The following is a 22,256-nucleotide window of genomic DNA, read 5'->3' as shown; positions in this document are numbered from 1 at the left end:
GAGTCAACGATTTTTTGAACAAGAGGTAAAAAAAGGTATTGATTAAGAACTGTGTGTAGGGTTATTTTTCCAAGAGATTATGTCAGGAATAGATTACTTATGCTAAAAAATCTCTTCAGATACAATTAAGTCAAAATTGATCTATTGCGTACAATTTAGCTGTTATTTGAATTTACTGTGCAAATTTAATTGGTTAATATTCACTCTCATAACCTACCGGTAGTTATTGCAAATGCTTTTATGCTATAAAAAGAAAGAAGAGAGCGATTATTCGTCTAAGTGAAATAAATTATATGTCGAAAATTAGCCTCACAAAACACAGTTTTTTCAATAAATCAGCCAACAAGTTAGAGAATATTTCTTTTAAGGAAGATGACTTTAATTTGAGCTTAATTAATTCAGAATTCCTATCGCTGTATCAACTATTTATCTCAAATAGGCATTACTTGAAAAAAGATAGCGAAATTGCTTTATATATTAATAAGTTATGCGATTTGTTAATTCAATATTATCAGTGTGATTACGTTACTGAAGAATTAAACAAACTATTAGAAAAGAAAAAAGAAATCGAAAATTTCTTTACAAAAAATATCTTAAAAGAAATAGAAGAATCGCCAAGGAAATTCTCTTCTTTCTTACTGGATGAAATAAAAAATCATCTTCCCAAACCTCCCTCCATTAAGAGTTCATCTAAAATCAGAGGCCAAGTTTCAGCTTTAATTACTAATCGTTCTTATTGGAATTACAGCCGAACATTTGCAAATTATCTTATTATCTATTTTCGAGAAAATGGTTTTTATGATTTTATTAAGGAATATAATGAAAAAATCGGTCTTTATTACACTCCTGATGATTTGATCAAGGTATTGGAACAGCCGCAAGATATTTTACGTGCCTTAGGAGTTGGATTATATGCGGTTCGTTTTATGATTAATTTTTTTACAATTCTCAAACATGTCGTTCAAGCTGCAATGAACAAAAAGCTATCCAGTAAAAAGGTACTTGTACAGGAACTTGAGAAACGCGCTTACATTATGACTAATGACATGATTTGGGGAACCGTAAGTTTGTTGAGTAACTATAATAAATTTTTTAATTTAACATCTTTAACTGTCGCCCAACTAAATTTGACTTTTTTGGGTGTTGATGTGGCTCTTTTCATCATACGTTGGCTATATGAAAACAGGCAATATGAACAACATATTAACGAATTATTGTTACAAAAAAATAATTTAGCATCTCCTCTTGAATGGGCAGTCATTGACCGACAGCTGGATATTTTACAAGATGAACGGGAGGTACAATGCGCCTATTATGTAATTAATATTGTAGCGGCAAATTTGTTAGTGCTTGCTTATGCAGCTTCATTGCTACTGTCTGGTCCTCTTGCTTTGGCTTGTCTAGCTTCTGCAAGCATGCTGGGTAACGCTCTATACAATAGTTGTGAAGAATATAAAAAATATAAACAGGCTAGTATCGCTGTTAAGCGTGAAACTGCAAATGGCAAAATATTGGATGATAAACATCACCACGATCTGTTGAAAGAATTGACGGAGGAGTGCGCTCAAGCTCATAGCGATTATTGGAAGACACTAATCTACAATACTACAGCTACCGCTTTTATTATTACTGCCGCCGCAATTTCCTGGCCTATAGCTTGTGTTTTAACTATTGCTTATATAGGGCATCGATTTATCGAAACTTATCAAAAATATTTACAGACAGATAATAAAAATCAGATAACTCATGACATTTATAGATTATTTCGTGCAGAAGAATCTGCAATTAGCCCACCCAAATTAAATGAACTATCATTAAATTACCTAGTTACTTAAATAAAGGCTCAATAATCCTTCTTGTGTAAAAACTATTATTCACCAGCGTAGCGGCATTCATTTTTTGCAGTTGTGTCACACATTTGGATACAGTTTGTATCATCTGCATTTTCGCAGGTGCTGATGCATTGTTTTGCCCGTTGCTGTACACACAGCTCCTGATCAGTTTGTTGCGACTTTATTGCCTCTTCGGATGGTTCCGTCGCATGAATGGGAAGTAAAAATAGTCCTAACAATAGGCCTAGAATAAATTTCATAATGGAATTTTCCTTTATTATTCCTATTTCATAACTTAGCACAGGAAACGGAAATTTGTCTGTTCAGTGATTACCTAAAAATTTAAGCGTTAGGTGTATGAAATCTCGATTAATATACGTTATTTCATAAATTGTAAAAATTTTTTGATTTAATCTTGTCTATATTTAATAAACCATATCCAAAATAAATTAAAAATACTTTCGGGAAACGGAAATTGAGTTTGATTTAGTTAATAAAATTTTGGTAAAGAATTTGCAAAAAAAGGTATTCAATCATTTATGAAGACCTATTGTGTACTATATTTATACAGATAGGGTTATATATCGTAAATCTCTAGTGAATTTATAAGGATGTCCAAAACGCTAATGATTCTCTTGTTGAAATTAAAGTATTAAACAAGTGGTGTTTTGTCATTAAAGCAGGGCAATAGGTAGGGATAAATTATTGGAATACAGGTTTTAGATTGAAATTGCGAGATTGATATGAATAAATCTTTGCCCGTAGTAGATGCTTTAAATGGTTTTTTAATTAAGAATCATCCAAATGGACAGAGCTCAATCGCCAAAAATGGGGCTAAAGTGGTTCCCGGTGAGCAGCTTATTCTATTAAGCGGTGAGGCAATTTTACACCATTTAGGTGTGGGATGGACCGCTCTTGAAGTAGGGCACCCCTTTAAGTTGGATGGAATTTCACCACTCTTAAAAAGTGTTATCACTCAAGCTGACATTGAAAATCTGATTGAACAAGCAGTTGCTAATGGAATTGATCCTATTCCCTTGCTTAACATGTTAGAAGCCACGGCGGCAGGTGAAGAAACGCCATTAGGTAGTGGAGGTGATACTTTTATTCTGGATCCCTACTTTGGTGTTGGTCATGTTGCTGCAGGTTATGATACAAGAGGTGGGAGCTTTTCAAGCGAGGGGGCTGAAAGATACATTCCTCTATTTGAAAGAAGATTAACATCAGTTGAAACCGAGTCGATATCTCAATCTGAGCCTCAACCACCGGTACCAGAGCCACCAATACCAGAACCACCTCAATCTCCATCCGAACCTGTTGAACTGGCAGTTACAAATCTGACATTTGATGAAACATTTGGCATGCAAGTAGGCTCTGAATCTCTACAGTCCAATACTGGTTTGTCACAGATACAATCATTAACTTTTACTGCAGCTGACGCCACCTGGGATGATGCTACTTATACTTTAACTGCAAATGATAACAGTTGGTCTCTAACCTATAATTCCGATACTCGACAATATCAATTTACACAACTTAAGCCTATCCAACATTCTGATTCTACAGATTCTAATGACAGTATTACCATTCCTATCACAGTGACTTTGACCAGAGATGACGGAGCTGTTGCCATTAATCAATTTACTGTAACTATTCATGACGATGGACCAAGACTGGATGCGAATCCTGTAAATCTAAATTTGACTGTAGATGAAAGTGTTCTTTCGGATAACGCTTCTACTGACGTGCAAACAGCTTTTAACGTAAATTTTGGTACCGACGGTCCTGCTAACGGTGACTCTATTACTTATCGCCTGGATATTAAAGCTAATGGTATTGATTCTGGACTTGTTGATACACAAACTGGACAAAAAATCTATTTATTCCTTGAGGATGGAAGTGTAGTAGGTCGTGTTGGGCGTGAAAACGCTAATGAAGGTCCTGTAGCGTTTAAAGTCTCATTGAATGCAGAAGGTAAACTTACCTTAGATCAACAACTAGCTATAGTTCACAATGATGCTACTAATCCAAATGATAGTATGCATTTAGCCGCTGCTGATTTGATCACTTTAACTATAAAGGCAACTGATAATGATGGAGATACTAGTACCGTCTCAATCAATATTGGGTTGGCTTTTAATTTTGCTGATGATGCTCCTATCGCACAAGCTAAAAATATACAGGCTGATATTACCCTTGATGAATCCTCTCTTAGCAGTGATGGTATTAATCCCGCTACAGTAGCAGCAACGACAGTTGCTGGACTATTTGAAACCCCCATTTTTGGTGCTGACGGAGCGGGTTCCGTAAATTATCACTTAACGGCAACAGATGAAGCGCATACTGGTTTATGGTTAACAGGGCAGTCTGCGCCGCTCGATGAAATTTTGCTTCATAAAGTATCTGATACTCAATATGAAGGGCGAGTAGGAAGTAATGGTACCTTGGCTTTTACAATTACCATTAATAGTATTACCGGTGAAATTACAGTAACCCAAGCAGCAACCCTCGAACACCAAATTGATGGTAATACTGCCGCAGCTTATGATGATGCGTTGTCCTTAGCTGCTGCTATTCATGTGGTACAAACGGTAACCGATAAAGATGGTGATTCAGCTCAAGCGATTAGTACCAATGCATTAAACATTTCTTTTGAAGACGATGGCCCTGTTATTACTAACAATAAAATTAATGTAATTGTAGATGAAGACGGTCTGGCTGGTGGTATTGCCGGTGGCACGGGGGATGTGGCAGGAGAAGCAGTAACCGCTGCAGGCAGTGTTACCAGTTTATTCCAGGCTGGTGCTGATGCACCACTGACTTACAGTTTAAATACTTCTACCACCGCTTTGGAAAATCAGGAATTAAGTTCCGGTGGCGTTGGCTTAAGTTACACGGTGAATGGCAATACCCTGACTGCGTTGGCAGGCAATGTGGCGGTCTTTACCTTAACGCTTAATAGCAGCACCGGTGCCTACAGTTTTAATTTGTTGCAACCCTTAGATCATGCGGCCGGCAGCAATGAAAATGATATCCTCATTAACCTTGGCTCTATGATTAAAGCCACCGACGGTGATGGCGATACGGTGACTGCGAATGCCAGTGGCCTGGTGATTACGATTAATGATGACACGCCGATTGCCAGTAGCGCGCAAGTCACAGCTACGGTTGATGAAGACGGCCTGGCTGGCGGTATTGCCGGTGGCACGGGAGATGTGGCAGGAGAAGCAGTAACCGCTGCAGGCAGTGTTACCAGTTTATTCCAGGCTGGTGCCGATGCGCCACTGACTTACAGTTTAAATACTTCTACCACCGCTTTGGAAAATCAGGAATTAAGCTCCGGTGGCGTTGGCTTAAGTTACACGGTGAATGGCAATACCCTGACCGCGTTGGCAGGCAATGTGGCGGTCTTTACCTTAACGCTTAATAGCAGCACCGGTGCCTACAGTTTTAATTTGTTGCAACCTTTAGATCATGCGGCCGGCAGCAATGAAAATGATATCCTCATTAACCTTGGCTCTATGATTAAAGCCACCGACGGTGATGGCGATACGGTGACTGCTGCTTTAAATGGTTTGGTGATTACCGTTAATGATGACACGCCGATTGCCAGTAGCAATACCGTTAGTGCCACGGTTGATGAAGACGGCCTGGCTGGTGGTATTGCCGGTGGTACGGGGGATGTGGCAGGAGAAGCAGTAACCGCTGCAGGCAGTGTTACCAGTTTATTCCAGTCTGGTGCTGATGCGCCACTGACTTACAGTTTAAATACCGCCACCACCGCTTTGGAAAATCAGGAATTAAGCTCCGGTGGCGTTGGCTTAAGTTACACGGTGAATGGCAATACCCTGACCGCGTTGGCAGGCAATGTGGCGGTCTTTACCTTAACGCTTAATAGCAGCACCGGTGCCTACAGTTTTAATTTGTTGCAACCTTTAGATCATGCGGCCGGCAGTAATGAAAATGATATCCTCATTAACCTTGGCTCTATGATTAAAGCCACCGACGGTGATGGCGATACGGTGACTGCGAATGCCAGTGGCCTGGTGATTACCGTCAATGATGACACGCCGATTGCCAGTAGCGCGCAAGTCACAGCTACGGTTGATGAAGACGGCCTGGCTGGTGGTATTGCCGGTGGCACGGGGGATGTGGCAGGAGAAGCAGTCACTGCAAGTGGCAGTGTTACCAGTTTATTCCAGTCTGGTGCTGATGCGCCGCTGACTTACAGTTTAAATGGCAATACCAGTGCTTTAGATAATCAGGAATTAAGCTCCGGTGGCGTTGGCTTAAGTTACACGGTGAATGGCAATACCCTGACCGCGTTGGCAGGCAATGTGGCAGTCTTTACCTTAACGCTTAATGGCAGCACCGGTGCCTACAGTTTTAATTTGTTGCAACCCTTAGATCATGCGGCCGGCAGCAATGAAAATGATATCCTCATTAACCTTGGCTCCATGATTAGAGCCACCGACGGTGATGGCGATACGGTGACTGCTGCTTTAAATGGTTTGGTGATTACCGTTAATGATGACACACCGGTTGCCAGTAGCGCGCAAGTCACAGCTACGGTTGATGAAGATGGTCTGGCTGGTGGTATTGCCGGTGGCACGGGGGATGTGGCAGGAGAGGCAATCGCTGCAAGTGGCAGTGTAACCAGTTTATTCCAGGCTGGTGCCGATGCGCCACTGACCTACAGTTTAAATGGCAACACCAGTGCTTTGGCAGGTTTAAGCTCTGGTGGCGTTGCCTTAACCTATGCAGTCAGCGGTAATACCCTGACCGCCAAAGCCGGTGCTGTGACGGTATTCACCTTCACTCTTGATGGTAGTGGCAATTACAGCTTTAACTTGTTAAAAGCCCTCGATCATGCCCCGGGTAATAATGAAAATAATTTAACCTTGAATCTTGGCTCTGTCATTACTGCGACCGACGGTGATGGCGATACGGTGACTGCGAATGCCAGTGGCCTGGTGATTACGATTAATGATGACACACCGGTTGCCAGTAGCGCGCAAGTCACAGCCACGGTTGATGAAGACGGCCTGGCTGGTGGTATTGCCGGTGGCACGGGGGATGTGGCCGGAGAAGCAATTGCTGCAAGTGGCAGTGTAACCAGCTTGTTTCAGGCTGGTGCCGATGCGCCACTGACTTACAGTTTAAATACTTCTACCACCGCTTTGGAAAATCAGGAATTAAGTTCCGGTGGCGTTGGCTTAAGTTACACGGTGAATGGCAATACCCTGACTGCGTTGGCAGGCAATGTGGCGGTCTTTACCTTAACGCTTAATAGCAGCACCGGTGCCTACAGTTTTAATTTGTTGCAACCTTTAGATCATGCGGCCGGCAGTAATGAAAATGATATCCTCATTAACCTTGGCTCTATGATTAAAGCCACCGACGGTGATGGCGATACGGTGACTGCTGCTTTAAATGGTTTGGTGATTACCGTTAATGATGACACACCGATTGCCAGTAGCGCGCAAGTCACAGCTACGGTTGATGAAGATGGTCTGGCTGGTGGTATTGCCGGTGGCACGGGGGATGTGGCAGGAGAGGCAATCGCTGCAAGTGGCAGTGTAACCAGTTTATTCCAGGCTGGTGCCGATGCGCCACTGACCTACAGTTTAAATGGCAACACCAGTGCTTTGGCAGGTTTAAGCTCTGGTGGCGTTGCCTTAACCTATGCAGTCAGCGGTAATACCCTGACCGCCAAAGCCGGTGCTGTGACGGTATTCACCTTCACTCTTGATGGTAGTGGCAATTACAGCTTTAACTTGTTAAAAGCCCTCGATCATGCCCCGGGTAATAATGAAAATAATTTAACCTTGAATCTTGGCTCTGTCATTACTGCGACTGACCGTGATGGCGATACGGTGACTGCGAATGCCAGTGGCCTGGTGATTACCGTTAATGATGACACACCGGTTGCCAGTAGCAATACCGTTAGTGCCACGGTTGATGAAGACGGTCTGGCTGGCGGTATTGCCGGTGGCACGGGAGATGTGGCAGGAGAGGCAATCGCTGCAAGTGGCAGTGTAACCAGTTTATTCCAGGCTGGTGCCGATGCGCCACTGACTTACAGTTTAAATACCGCCACCACCGCTTTGGAAAATCAGGAATTAAGCTCCGGTGGCGTTGGCTTAAGTTACACGGTAAGTGGCAATACCCTGACCGCGTTGGCAGGCAATGTGGCAGTCTTTACCTTAACGCTTAATAGCAGCACCGGTGCCTACAGCTTTAATTTGCTGCAACCTTTAGATCATGCGGCCGGCAGTAATGAAAATGATATTCTTATTAACCTTGGCTCCATGATTAGAGCCACCGACGGTGATGGCGATACGGTGACTGCGAATGCCAGTGGCCTGGTGATTACCGTAAATGATGACACACCGGTTGCCAGTAGCGCGCAAGTCACAGCCACGGTTGATGAAGACGGTCTGGCTGGCGGTATTGCCGGTGGCACGGGGGATGTGGCAGGAGAAGCAGTAACCGCTGCAGGCAGTGTAACCAGTTTATTCCAGGCTGGTGCTGATGCGCCGCTGACTTACAGTTTAAATACTTCTACCACCGCATTAGAAAATCAGGAATTAAGTTCCGGTGGCGTTGGCTTAAGTTACACGGTGAATGGCAATACCCTGACCGCGTTGGCAGGCAATGTGGCAGTCTTTACCTTAACGCTTAATAGCAGCACCGGTGCCTACAGTTTTAATTTGTTGCAACCCTTAGATCATGCGGCCGGCAGCAATGAAAATGATATCCTCATTAACCTTGGCTCTATGATTAAAGCCACCGACGGTGATGGCGATACGGTGACTGCTGCTTTAAATGGTTTGGTGATTACCGTTAATGATGACACACCGATTGCCAGTAGCGCGCAAGTCACAGCTACGGTTGATGAAGATGGTCTGGCTGGTGGTATTGCCGGTGGCACGGGGGATGTGGCAGGAGAGGCAATCGCTGCAAGTGGCAGTGTAACCAGTTTATTCCAGGCTGGTGCCGATGTGCCACTGACCTACAGTTTAAATGGCAACACCAGTGCTTTGGCAGGTTTAAGCTCTGGTGGCGTTGCCTTAACCTATGCAGTCAGCGGTAATACCCTGACCGCCAAAGCCGGTGCTGTGACGGTATTCACCTTCACTCTTGATGGTAGTGGCAATTACAGCTTTAACTTGTTAAAAGCCCTCGATCATGCCCCGGGTAATAATGAAAATAATTTAACCTTGAATCTTGGCTCTGTCATTACTGCGACCGACCGTGATGGCGATACGGTGACTGCGAATGCCAGTGGCCTGGTGATTACCGTTAATGATGACACGCCAATTGCGACAAATACTTCAGTAATAGCCACGGTTGATGAAGACGGTTTGCCTGGCGGTATTGCCGGCGGCACGGGGGATGTGGCAGGGAACGCAGTAACCGCTGTAGGCAGTCTTGCAAGCCTGTTCCAGGCTGGTGCCGATGCGCCACTGACTTACAGTTTAAATACTTCTACCACCGCTTTAGAAAATCAGGAATTAAGTTCCGGTGGCGTTGGCTTAAGTTACACGGTGAATGGCAATACCCTGACTGCGTTGGCAGGCAATGTGGCGGTCTTTACCTTAACGCTTAATAGCAGCACCGGTGCCTACAGTTTTAATTTGTTGCAACCCTTAGATCATGCGGCCGGCAGCAATGAAAATGATATCCTCATTAACCTTGGCTCCATGATTAGAGCCACCGACGGTGATGGCGATACGGTGACTGCGAATGCCAGTGGCCTGGTGATTACGATTAATGATGACACACCGGTTGCCAGTAGCGCGCAAGTCACAGCCACGGTTGATGAAGACGGCCTGGCTGGTGGTATTGCCGGTGGCACGGGGGATGTGGCCGGAGAAGCAATTGCTGCAAGTGGCAGTGTAACCAGCTTGTTTCAGGCTGGTGCCGATGCGCCACTGACTTACAGTTTAAATACTTCTACCACCGCTTTGGAAAATCAGGAATTAAGTTCCGGTGGCGTTGGCTTAAGTTACACGGTGAATGGCAATACCCTGACTGCGTTGGCAGGCAATGTGGCGGTCTTTACCTTAACGCTTAATAGCAGCACCGGTGCCTACAGTTTTAATTTGTTGCAACCTTTAGATCATGCGGCCGGCAGTAATGAAAATGATATCCTCATTAACCTTGGCTCTATGATTAAAGCCACCGACGGTGATGGCGATACGGTGACTGCTGCTTTAAATGGTTTGGTGATTACCGTTAATGATGACACACCGATTGCCAGTAGCGCGCAAGTCACAGCTACGGTTGATGAAGATGGTCTGGCTGGTGGTATTGCCGGTGGCACGGGGGATGTGGCAGGAGAGGCAGTCGCTGCAAGTGGCAGTGTAACCAGTTTATTCCAGGCTGGTGCCGATGCGCCACTGACCTACAGTTTAAATGGCAACACCAGTGCTTTGGCAGGTTTAAGCTCTGGTGGCGTTGCCTTAACCTATGCAGTCAGCGGTAATACCCTGACCGCCAAAGCCGGTGCTGTGACGGTATTCACCTTCACTCTTGATGGTAGTGGCAATTACAGCTTTAACTTGTTAAAAGCCCTCGATCATGCTCCGGGTAATAATGAAAATAATTTAACCTTGAATCTTGGCTCTGTCATTACTGCGACCGACCGTGATGGCGATACGGTGACTGCGAATGCCAGTGGCCTGGTGATTACCGTTAATGATGACACGCCAATTGCGACAAATACTTCAGTAATAGCCACGGTTGATGAAGACGGTTTGCCTGGCGGTATTGCCGGCGGCACGGGGGATGTGGCAGGGAACGCAGTAACCGCTGTAGGCAGTCTTGCAAGCCTTTTCCAGGCTGGTGCTGATGCGCCACTGACTTATAGTTTAAATACCGCCACCACCGCTTTAGAAAATCAAGGGCTGAGTTCCGGTGGGGTTGGCTTAAGTTACACGGTAAGTGGCAATACCCTGACTGCGTTGGCAGGCAATATGGCGGTCTTTATCTTAACGCTTAATAGCAGCGGCGGTACCTACAGCTTTAATTTGTTACAACCTTTAGATCATGCGGCTGGTAGTAATGAAAATAATTTATCCATTAACCTTGGTTCCATGATTAGAGCCACCGACCGTGATGGTGATACGGTTACAGGTGCTTTAAATGGTTTGGTGATTACCGTTAATGATGACACGCCAATTGTTATAAACACGTCAGTAACAGCAACGGTGGATGAGGACGGTCTGGCTGGTGGTATTGCTGGTGGTACGGGAGATGTGGCAGGAGAGGCAACGACGGTTACGGGTAGTCTTGCAATTTTGTTCCAGGCTGGTGCCGATGCGCCGCTAACCTACAGTTTAAATGGCAATACCAGTGCTTTGGCAGGTTTAAGTTCTGGTGGCGTTGCCTTAACCTATACAGTCAGCGGTAATACCCTGACCGCCAAAGCCGGTGCTGTGACGGTATTCACCTTCACTCTTGATGGTAGTGGCAATTACAGCTTTAACTTGTTAAAAGCCCTCGATCATGCCCCGGGTAATAATGAAAATAATTTAACCTTGAATCTTGGCTCTGTCATTACTGCGACCGACCGTGATGGCGATACGGTGACTGCGAATGCCAATGGCCTGGTGATTACCGTTAATGATGACACACCGGTTGCCAGTAGTAATACCGTTAGTGCCACGGTTGATGAAGACGGTCTGGCTGGCGGTATTGCCGGTGGTACGGGGGATGTGGCAGGAAACGCAATAACCGCTGCAGGCAGTGTAACCAGTTTATTCCAGGCTGGTGCCGATGCGCCACTGACCTACAGTTTAAATGGCAACACCAGTGCTTTGGCAGGTTTAAGCTCTGGTGGCGTTGCCTTAACCTATGCAGTCAGCGGTAATACCCTGACCGCCAAAGCCGGTGCTGTGACGGTATTCACCTTCACTCTTGATGGTAGTGGCAATTACAGCTTTAACTTGTTAAAAGCCCTCGATCATGCCCCGGGTAATAATGAAAATAATTTAACCTTGAATCTTGGCTCTGTCATTACTGCGACCGATCGTGATGGCGATACGGTGACTGCGAATGCCAGTGGCCTGGTGATTACGATTAATGATGACACGCCGATTGCCAGTAGTAATACCGTTAGTGCTACGGTTGATGAAGATGGCCTGGCTGGCGGTATTGCCGGTGGCACGGGGGATGTGGCAGGAGAAGCAGTAACCGCTGCAGGCAGTGTTACCAGTTTATTCCAGTCTGGTGCTGATGCGCCACTGACTTATAGTTTAAATACCGCCACCACCGCTTTAGAAAATCAAGGGCTGAGTTCCGGTGGGGTTGGCTTAAGTTACACGGTAAGTGGCAATACCCTGACTGCGTTGGCAGGCAACACGGCGGTCTTTATCTTAACGCTTAATAGCAGCGGTACCTACAGCTTTAATTTGTTGCAACCCTTAGATCATGCGGCCGGCAGTAATGAAAATGATATTCTTATTAATCTTGGCTCCATGATTAGAGTCACCGACGGTGATGGCGATACGGTGACAGCGAATGCCAGTGGTCTGGTGATTACCGTAAATGATGACACACCGGTTGCCAGTAGCGCGCAAGTCACAGCTACGGTTGATGAAGACGGTCTGGCTGGTGGTATTGCCGGTGGCACGGGGGATGTGGCAGGAGAGGCAATCGCTGCAAGTGGCAGTGTAACCAGTTTATTCCAGTCTGGTGCTGATGCGCCGCTGACTTACAGTTTAAATGGCAATACCAGTGCTTTGGCAGGTTTAAGTTCTGGTGGCGTTGCCTTAACCTATACAGTCAGCGGTAATACCCTGACCGCCAAAGCCGGTGCTGTGACGGTATTCACCTTCACTCTTGATGGTAGTGGCAATTACAGCTTTAACTTGTTAAAAGCCCTCGATCATGCCCCGGGTAATAATGAAAATAATTTAACCTTGAATCTTGGCTCTGTCATTACTGCGACCGACCGTGATGGCGATACGGTGACTGCGAATGCCAATGGCCTGGTGATTACCGTTAATGATGACACACCGGTTGCCAGTAGCAATACCGTTAGTGCTACGGTTGATGAAGACGGTCTGGCTGGCGGTATTGCCGGTGGCACGGGAGATGTGGCAGGAGAGGCAATCGCTGCAAGTGGCAGTGTAACCAGTTTATTCCAGTCTGGTGCCGATGCGCCACTGACTTACAGTTTAAATACCGCCACCACCGCTTTGGAAAATCAGGAATTAAGCTCCGGTGGCGTTGGCTTAAGTTACACGGTGAATGGCAATACCCTGACCGCGTTGGCAGGCAATGTGGCAGTCTTTACCTTAACGCTTAATGGCAGCACCGGTGCCTACAGTTTTAATTTGTTGCAACCTTTAGATCATGCGGCCGGCAGTAATGAAAATGACATCCTCATTAACCTTGGCTCCATGATTAGAGCCACCGACGGTGATGGCGATACGGTGACTGCTGCTTTAAATGGTTTGGTGATTACCGTTAATGATGACACGCCGATTGCCAGTAGTAATACCGTTAGTGCCACGGTTGATGAAGACGGTCTGGCTGGCGGTATTGCCGGTGGCACGGGGGATGTGGCCGGAGAAGCAATCACTGCAAGTGGCAGTGTTACCAGCTTGTTCCAGGCTGGTGCCGATGCGCCACTGACTTACAGTTTAAATACTTCTACCACCGCTTTGGAAAATCAGGAATTAAGCTCCGGTGGCGTTGGCTTAAGTTACACGGTGAATGGCAATACCCTGACCGCGTTGGCAGGCAACGTGGCAGTCTTTACCTTAACGCTTAATGGCAGCACCGGTGCCTACAGTTTTAATTTGTTGCAACCCTTAGATCATGCGGCCGGCAGCAATGAAAATGATATCCTCATTAACCTTGGCTCCATGATTAGAGCCACCGACGGTGATGGCGATACGGTGACTGCTGCTTTAAATGGTTTGGTGATTACCGTTAATGATGACACACCGGTTGCCAGTAGCGCGCAAGTCACAGCTACGGTTGATGAAGATGGTCTGACTGGTGGTATTGCCGGTGGCACGGGAGATGTGGCAGGAGAGGCAATCGCTGCAAGTGGCAGTGTAACCAGTTTATTCCAGGCTGGTGCCGATGCGCCACTGACCTACAGTTTAAATGGCAACACCAGTGCTTTGGCAGGTTTAAGCTCTGGTGGCGTTGCCTTAACCTATGCAGTCAGCGGTAATACCCTGACCGCCAAAGCCGGTGCTGTGACGGTATTCACCTTCACTCTTGATGGTAGTGGCAATTACAGCTTTAACTTGTTAAAAGCCCTCGATCATGCTCCGGGTAATAATGAAAATAATTTAACCTTGAATCTTGGCTCTGTCATTACTGCGACCGACCGTGATGGCGATACGGTGACTGCGAATGCCAGTGGCCTGGTGATTACCGTTAATGATGACACGCCAATTGCGACAAATACTTCAGTAATAGCCACGGTTGATGAAGACGGTTTGCCTGGCGGTATTGCCGGCGGCACGGGGGATGTGGCAGGGAACGCAGTAACCGCTGTAGGCAGTCTTGCAAGCCTTTTCCAGGCTGGTGCTGATGCGCCACTGACTTATAGTTTAAATACCGCCACCACCGCTTTAGAAAATCAAGGGCTGAGTTCCGGTGGGGTTGGCTTAAGTTACACGGTAAGTGGCAATACCCTGACTGCGTTGGCAGGCAACACGGCGGTCTTTATCTTAACGCTTAATAGCAGCGGTACCTACAGCTTTAATTTGTTGCAACCCTTAGATCATGCGGCTGGTAGTAATGAAAATAATTTATCCATTAACCTTGGTTCCATGATTAGAGCCACCGACCGTGATGGTGATATGGTTACAGGTGCTTTAAATGGTTTGGTGATTACCGTTAATGATGACACGCCAATTGTTATAAACACGTCAGTAACAGCAACGGTGGATGAGGACGGTCTGGCTGGTGGTATTGCCGGTGGCACGGGAGATGTGGCAGGAGAGGCAACAACGGTTACGGGCAGTCTTGCAATTTTGTTCCAGGCTGGTGCCGATGCGCCGCTAACCTACAGTTTAAATGGTAATACCAGTGCTTTGGCAGGTTTAAGCTCTGGTGGCGTTGCCTTAACCTATACAGTCAGCGGTAATACCCTGACCGCCAAAGCCGGTGCTGTGACGGTATTCACCTTCACTCTTGATGGTAGTGGCAATTACAGCTTTAACTTGTTAAAAGCCCTCGATCATGCCCCGGGTAATAATGAAAATAATTTAACCTTGAATCTTGGCTCTGTCATTACTGCGACCGACCGTGATGGCGATACGGTGACTGCGAATGCCAATGGCCTGGTGATTACCGTTAATGATGACACACCGGTTGCCAGTAGCAATACCGTTAGTGCCACGGTTGATGAAGACGGTCTGGCTGGCGGTATTTCCGGTGGTACGGGGGATGTGGCAGGAAACGCAATAACCGCTGCAGGCAGTGTAACCAGTTTATTCCAGGCTGGTGCCGATGCGCCACTGACCTACAGTTTAAATGGCAACACCAGTGCTTTGGCAGGTTTAAGCTCTGGTGGCGTTGCCTTAACCTATGCAGTCAGCGGTAATACCCTGACCGCCAAAGCCGGTGCTGTGACGGTATTCACCTTCACTCTTGATGGTAGTGGCAATTACAGCTTTAACTTGTTAAAAGCCCTCGATCATGCCCCGGGTAATAATGAAAATAATTTAACCTTGAATCTTGGCTCTGTCATTACTGCGACCGATCGTGATGGCGATACGGTGACTGCGAATGCCAGTGGCCTGGTGATTACGATTAATGATGACACGCCGATTGCCAGTAGTAATACCGTTAGTGCTACGGTTGATGAAGATGGCCTGGCTGGCGGTATTGCCGGTGGCACGGGGGATGTGGCAGGAGAAGCAGTAACCGCTGCAGGCAGTGTTACCAGTTTATTCCAGTCTGGTGCCGATGCGCCACTGACTTACAGTTTAAATACTTCTACCACCGCTTTGGAAAATCAGGAATTAAGCTCCGGTGGCGTTGGCTTAAGTTACACGGTGAATGGTAATACTCTGACCGCGTTGGCAGGCAATGTGGCGGTCTTTACCTTAACGCTTAATAGCAGCACCGGTGCCTACAGTTTTAATTTGTTGCAACCTTTAGATCATGCGGCCGGCAGTAATGAAAATGATATTCTTATTAATCTTGGCTCCATGATTAGAGTCACCGACGGTGATGGCGATACGGTGACTGCGAATGCCAGTGGCCTGGTGATTACCGTTAATGATGACACACCGGTTGCCAGTAGCAATACCGTTAGTGCCACGGTTGATGAAGACGGTCTGGCTGGCGGTATTGCCGGTGGTACGGGGGATGTGGCCGGAGAAGCAATCACTGCAAGTGGCAGTGTTACCAGCTTGTTCCAGTCTGGTGCTGATGCGCCGCTGACTTACAGTTTAAATGGCAACACCAGTGCTTTGGCAGGTTTAAGCTCTGGTGGGGTTGCCTTAACCTATGCAGTCAGCGGTAATACCCTGACCGCCAAAGCCGGTTCTGTGACAGTATTCACCTTCACTCTTGATGGTAGTGGCAATTACAGCTTTAACTTGTTAAAAGCCCTTGATCATGCCCCGGGTAATAATGAAAATAATTTAACCTTGAACCTTGGCTCTGTCATTACTGCGACCGACGGTGATGGCGATACGGTGACTGCTGCTTTAAATGGTTTGGTGATTACCGTTAATGATGACACGCCGATTGCCAGTAGCAATACCGTTAGTGCCACGGTTGATGAAGACGGTCTGGCTGGCGGTATTGCCGGTGGTACGGGGGATGTGGCCGGAGAAGCAATCACTGCAAGTGGCAGTGTTACCAGCTTGTTCCAGTCTGGTGCTGATGCGCCGCTGACTTACAGTTTAAATGGCAACACCAGTGCTTTGGCAGGTTTAAGCTCTGGTGGGGTTGCCTTAACCTATGCAGTCAGCGGTAATACCCTGACCGCCAAAGCCGGTTCTGTGACAGTATTCACCTTCACTCTTGATGGTAGTGGCAATTACAGCTTTAACTTGTTAAAAGCCCTTGATCATGCCCCGGGTAATAATGAAAATAATTTAACCTTGAACCTTGGCTCTGTCATTACTGCGACCGACGGTGATGGCGATACGGTGACTGCTGCTTTAAATGGTTTGGTGATTACCGTTAATGATGACACGCCGATTGCCAGTAGCAATACCGTTAGTGCCACGGTTGATGAAGACGGTCTGGCTGGCGGTATTGCCGGTGGCACGGGGGATGTGGCAGGAGAAGCAATTGCTGCAAGTGGCAGTGTAACCAGTTTATTCCAGGCTGGTGCTGATGCGCCGCTGGCTTACAGTTTAAATACCGCCACCACCGCTTTGGAAAATCAGGAATTAAGCTCCGGTGGCGTTGGCTTAAGTTACACGGTGAATGGCAATACCCTGACCGCGTTGGCAGGCAACGTGGCAGTCTTTACCTTAACGCTTAATGGCAGCACCGGTGCCTACAGTTTTAATTTGTTGCAACCCTTAGATCATGCGGCCGGCAGCAATGAAAATGATATCCTCATTAACCTTGGCTCCATGATTAGAGCCACCGACGGTGATGGCGATACGGTGACTGCTGCTTTAAATGGTTTGGTGATTACCGTTAATGATGACACACCGGTTGCCAGTAGCGCGCAAGTCACAGCTACGGTTGATGAAGATGGTCTGACTGGTGGTATTGCCGGTGGCACGGGAGATGTGGCAGGAGAGGCAATCGCTGCAAGTGGCAGTGTAACCAGTTTATTCCAGGCTGGTGCCGATGCGCCACTGACCTACAGTTTAAATGGCAACACCAGTGCTTTGGCAGGTTTAAGCTCTGGTGGCGTTGCCTTAACCTATGCAGTCAGCGGTAATACCCTGACCGCCAAAGCCGGTGCTGTGACGGTATTCACCTTCACTCTTGATGGTAGTGGCAATTACAGCTTTAACTTGTTAAAAGCCCTCGATCATGCTCCGGGTAATAATGAAAATAATTTAACCTTGAATCTTGGCTCTGTCATTACTGCGACCGACCGTGATGGCGATACGGTGACTGCGAATGCCAGTGGCCTGGTGATTACCGTTAATGATGACACGCCAATTGCGACAAATACTTCAGTAATAGCCACGGTTGATGAAGACGGTTTGCCTGGCGGTATTGCCGGCGGCACGGGGGATGTGGCAGGGAACGCAGTAACCGCTGTAGGCAGTCTTGCAAGCCTTTTCCAGGCTGGTGCTGATGCGCCACTGACTTATAGTTTAAATACCGCCACCACCGCTTTAGAAAATCAAGGGCTGAGTTCCGGTGGGGTTGGCTTAAGTTACACGGTAAGTGGCAATACCCTGACTGCGTTGGCAGGCAATATGGCGGTCTTTATCTTAACGCTTAATAGCAGCGGTACCTACAGCTTTAATTTGTTGCAACCCTTAGATCATGCGGCTGGTAGTAATGAAAATAATTTATCCATTAACCTTGGTTCCATGATTAGAGCCACCGACCGTGATGGTGATATGGTTACAGGTGCTTTAAATGGTTTGGTGATTACCGTTAATGATGACACGCCAATTGTTATAAACACGTCAGTAACAGCAACGGTGGATGAGGACGGTCTGGCTGGTGGTATTGCTGGTGGTACGGGAGATGTGGCAGGAGAGGCAACGACGGTTACGGGCAGTCTTGCAATTTTGTTCCAGGCTGGTGCCGATGCGCCGCTAACCTACAGTTTAAATGGTAATACCAGTGCTTTGGCAGGTTTAAGCTCTGGTGGCGTTGCCTTAACCTATACAGTCAGCGGTAATACCCTGACCGCCAAAGCCGGTGCTGTGACGGTATTCACCTTCACTCTTGATGGTAGTGGCAATTACAGCTTTAACTTGTTAAAAGCCCTCGATCATGCCCCGGGTAATAATGAAAATAATTTAACCTTGAATCTTGGCTCTGTCATTACTGCGACCGACCGTGATGGCGATACGGTGACTGCGAATGCCAATGGCCTGGTGATTACCGTTAATGATGACACACCGGTTGCCAGTAGCAATACCGTTAGTGCCACGGTTGATGAAGATGGCCTGGCTGGCGGTATTTCCGGTGGTACGGGGGATGTGGCAGGAAACGCAATAACCGCTGCAGGCAGTGTTACCAGTTTATTCCAGGCTGGTGCCGATGCGCCGCTGACCTACAGTTTAAATGGCAACACCAGTGCTTTGGCAGGTTTAAGCTCTGGTGGCGTTGCCTTAACCTATGCAGTCAGCGGTAATACCCTGACCGCCAAAGCCGGTGCTGTGACGGTATTCACCTTCACTCTTGATGGTAGTGGCAATTACAGCTTTAACTTGTTAAAAGCCCTCGATCATGCTCCGGGTAATAATGAAAATAATTTAACCTTGAATCTTGGCTCTGTCATTACTGCGACCGACGGTGATGGCGATACGGTGACTGCGAATGCCAGTGGCCTGGTGATTACCGTTAATGATGACACACCGGTTGCCAGTAGCAATACCGTTAGTGCCACGGTTGATGAAGACGGTTTGGCTGGCGGTATTGCCGGTGGCACGGGGGATGTGGCCGGAGAAGCAGTAACCGCTGCAGGCAGTGTTACCAGCTTGTTCCAGTCTGGTGCCGATGCGCCACTGACATATAGTTTAAATACTGATGTCAGTGCCTTGCAAAGTCAGGGCCTTAGCTCTGGTGGCATTGGATTAAGTTATACAATAAGTGGCAGTACGCTGACTGCAACAGCCGGCATAGGTGGCGCTGCTGTATTTACTTTAACTCTTGATAATAATACCGGAGCTTATAGTTTTAATTTGTTAAAACCTTTAGATCATGCCCCGGGTAATAATGAAAATAACTTAGTGATTAACTTAGGTTCAATGGTACGGGCAAGTGATGCAGATGGGGATGTAGTCACAGCCCCAGCTAATGGATTATCAATCACGGTGAATGATGATACGCCGGTGGCATCAAACATTACTCGGGAAGGAATAACAAGTGAAGGAGTTGATACCAATTTGATGTTAATTCTTGATGTTTCTGGAAGTATGCAAGGGGATGGTATTGCAGCATTAATCAATTCTTCATTAGAATTGCTGGAACAATATGAAGCGCTTGGTAATGTAAAAGTGCGAATTGTAACATTCAGTACGTCAGCAACAGCGAATGGTTCTGGTTGGATGACTGTAGATGCTGCTAAAAATACAATTCTAGGGCTTGCTGTGGGTGGTACCACAAATTTTGATGCAGCACTTATTACAGCTATGAGTGCATTTAATACTGGTGAGGTTGGGCAAGCTAATGGACGAATTGCAAATGCTCAAAACGTTTCTTACTTTATTTCTGATGGTAATCCCACCGCATCCTCTGATTGGCCCGACGTTCAGGGCACACAATTCCAAAATGGTATTCAATCTAATGAGCAGGCTGCATGGGAAGCATTTCTTCGTGATACTAATGGTTCAGCCGCTGGAGGCGAACAGATAAGATCTTATGCGTTAGGTATGGGTGATAATATTTCAGTAAGTAACCTTCAACCTATTGCATATAATGGCACCAATGGTACCAACATCCCAGCCATTGTTGTTAATGATCTTGGTGATTTATCCTCTGTTTTGGTAAATACCATTACAACTAGTCCCATCACTGGTAGTTTAATTACCGGTCCTACCCCTCTGGATTCTTTTGGCGCGGATGGTGGTGGACATATTCATGCTGTTACAGTAAACGGTATTACTTATACAGTTAACAGTAACCTTAATGCTATTACTACCAGCGGCTCTCCTAGTGAAGGAACGAACAGTTATACTTACGATACCACTAGCCATGTATTAATAGTTACCCTAAGCACGGGTGAAATGTTTTCTGTAGATCTGGATAATGGTAGTTACACATTCACGCCTCCTGATCAATTAACAAGTCCAATAAATCGAGCAATTGATTTTGTAATAACTGATAATGATGGAGATAGTGCTAGTGCAACAATCAATTTTATTTTTAATGTTGCTGGAACGAATCAACCTTTGATTGTTCGAGATGACCTTATTCTTACCAATCAAGCTGCGGTTGCCGGAAATGATATGATTCGAATCCCAACCTGGGCATTATTAGCTAATGACTCCGGTGGAAGTGGAGCTTCAACAATTACTAGTGTTTCATCTAACCCAGACGAAGGTAGTGTAAGTCTTGCAACCAACACTGTTAATTTTGTAGAGGAGGATGCTAGCGCAAAAGATGGCACGTATGATGTTTTGACACCTCATCCGTTTTCCTACACAAATACAACGGGGAATGAGTCAGCAACTGCAAATGTCGATATTAATCGTTCCCAAGAGAATCAAGATACTTTAGACGGTACGTATAGAAATGAAATTTTGTTAGGACGAGATGGCTCTGGAACTTCAGCTGCGGATACCATAAATGGTGGTGGCGGTGATGATATTCTCATTGGCCTAGGCGGCAATGATACACTAAACGGCGGGGATGGAAACGACATTCTTGCTGGCGGTGCTGGCAATGATAAGTTAGACGGTGGTGCGGGAAATGACACTGCGACTTATATTGATGCAGCAGCAGGTGTTAACGTTACTTTGAATACAACTTCTTCTCAAGAGACCATAGGGGCAGGTAAAGATACTTTAATCAATATTGAAAACCTCACTGGATCTAATTTTAATGACACGTTAACTGGAAATAGTTCTGCAAATATACTTCAAGGTTTAGATGGTAACGACATAATAAGTGGTGGAGGAGGAGCTGATTTAATACAAGGGGGTAAAGGTACTGATCGCCTAACTGGCGGTTCTGGCAGTGACACCTTTTTGTGGATGAAAGACGATGGTAATATTCCTATGCCATCAACGGACACCATTACTGATTTTAACAAAGCACCTGCCAGCCAGGGTGGTGATGTATTAAATCTCTCAGATTTCTTGAGTGGTGAGCATGCTGATGGTGCAAGTCTGCAGAGTTATCTCAATTTTACCTATGACAGCGGAACGAATGCTACAACTCTGAAAATTGATGCTGATGGCGGTGGTGATTTCTCTAATCCTTCACAAACGGTTATTTTCCAAGGTGTTAATTTAACGACAGATCCTGCTGGAACGCCTTTAGCTAACCCGGCAGAAGTTATTAATTCACTTGTTCAAAATGGTAATCTTGTCGTTGATGCATAACATATGATTCTTCGTTGAGAAATAACAAAAGACGTTTGTAAAATACGTAATCAGTGTTTCAATTTGAATTGAGAACAATGACTTAGAGATAGTATTAACAATGTTATCCACAGAAACTGTGGATATTTCTATTTTTACTTGATATAACTTTTTACGAAAAAGGTATTGTTTTATTGACTTTTTTATGGAAAAAGATTGAGGGAACTAGGAATAATAGCTGAATAGCTAAAAAAAT

General features: G+C 46.0%; 3 protein-coding genes. 2 read left to right on the top strand and 1 reads right to left on the bottom strand.

Features of this window, described 5'->3' with window-relative positions; translation table 11 throughout:
- The first annotated feature begins 446 nt into the window (after positions 1–446).
- Positions 447–1,835, top strand: a complete 1,389-nt coding sequence (locus PXX05_RS07255) for a hypothetical protein (protein WP_275090398.1) — start codon at positions 447–449, stop codon at positions 1,833–1,835.
- A gap of 35 nt (positions 1,836–1,870) precedes the next feature.
- Here the strand turns inward: PXX05_RS07255 and PXX05_RS07250 are convergent, their stop codons facing one another.
- Positions 1,871–2,092, bottom strand: coding sequence for a hypothetical protein (locus tag PXX05_RS07250; protein WP_275090397.1), 222 nt, complete (start codon positions 2,090–2,092; stop codon positions 1,871–1,873).
- A 483-nt stretch (positions 2,093–2,575) separates the two neighbouring features.
- Here PXX05_RS07250 and PXX05_RS07245 point away from each other — a divergent pair, with 483 nt between their 5' ends.
- On the top strand, positions 2,576–22,021 hold the full coding sequence (locus PXX05_RS07245) for a T1SS-143 repeat domain-containing protein (protein WP_275090396.1): 19,446 nt from the start codon (positions 2,576–2,578) through the stop codon (positions 22,019–22,021).
- Positions 22,022–22,256 lie beyond the last annotated feature (235 nt).

The sequence above is a fragment of the Legionella cardiaca genome (assembly GCF_029026145.1).
Taxonomy (GTDB): domain Bacteria; phylum Pseudomonadota; class Gammaproteobacteria; order Legionellales; family Legionellaceae; genus Tatlockia; species Tatlockia cardiaca.
Note: the sequence above shows the minus strand (reverse complement) of the source record. Positions and strands in the feature narration are given on the sequence as shown.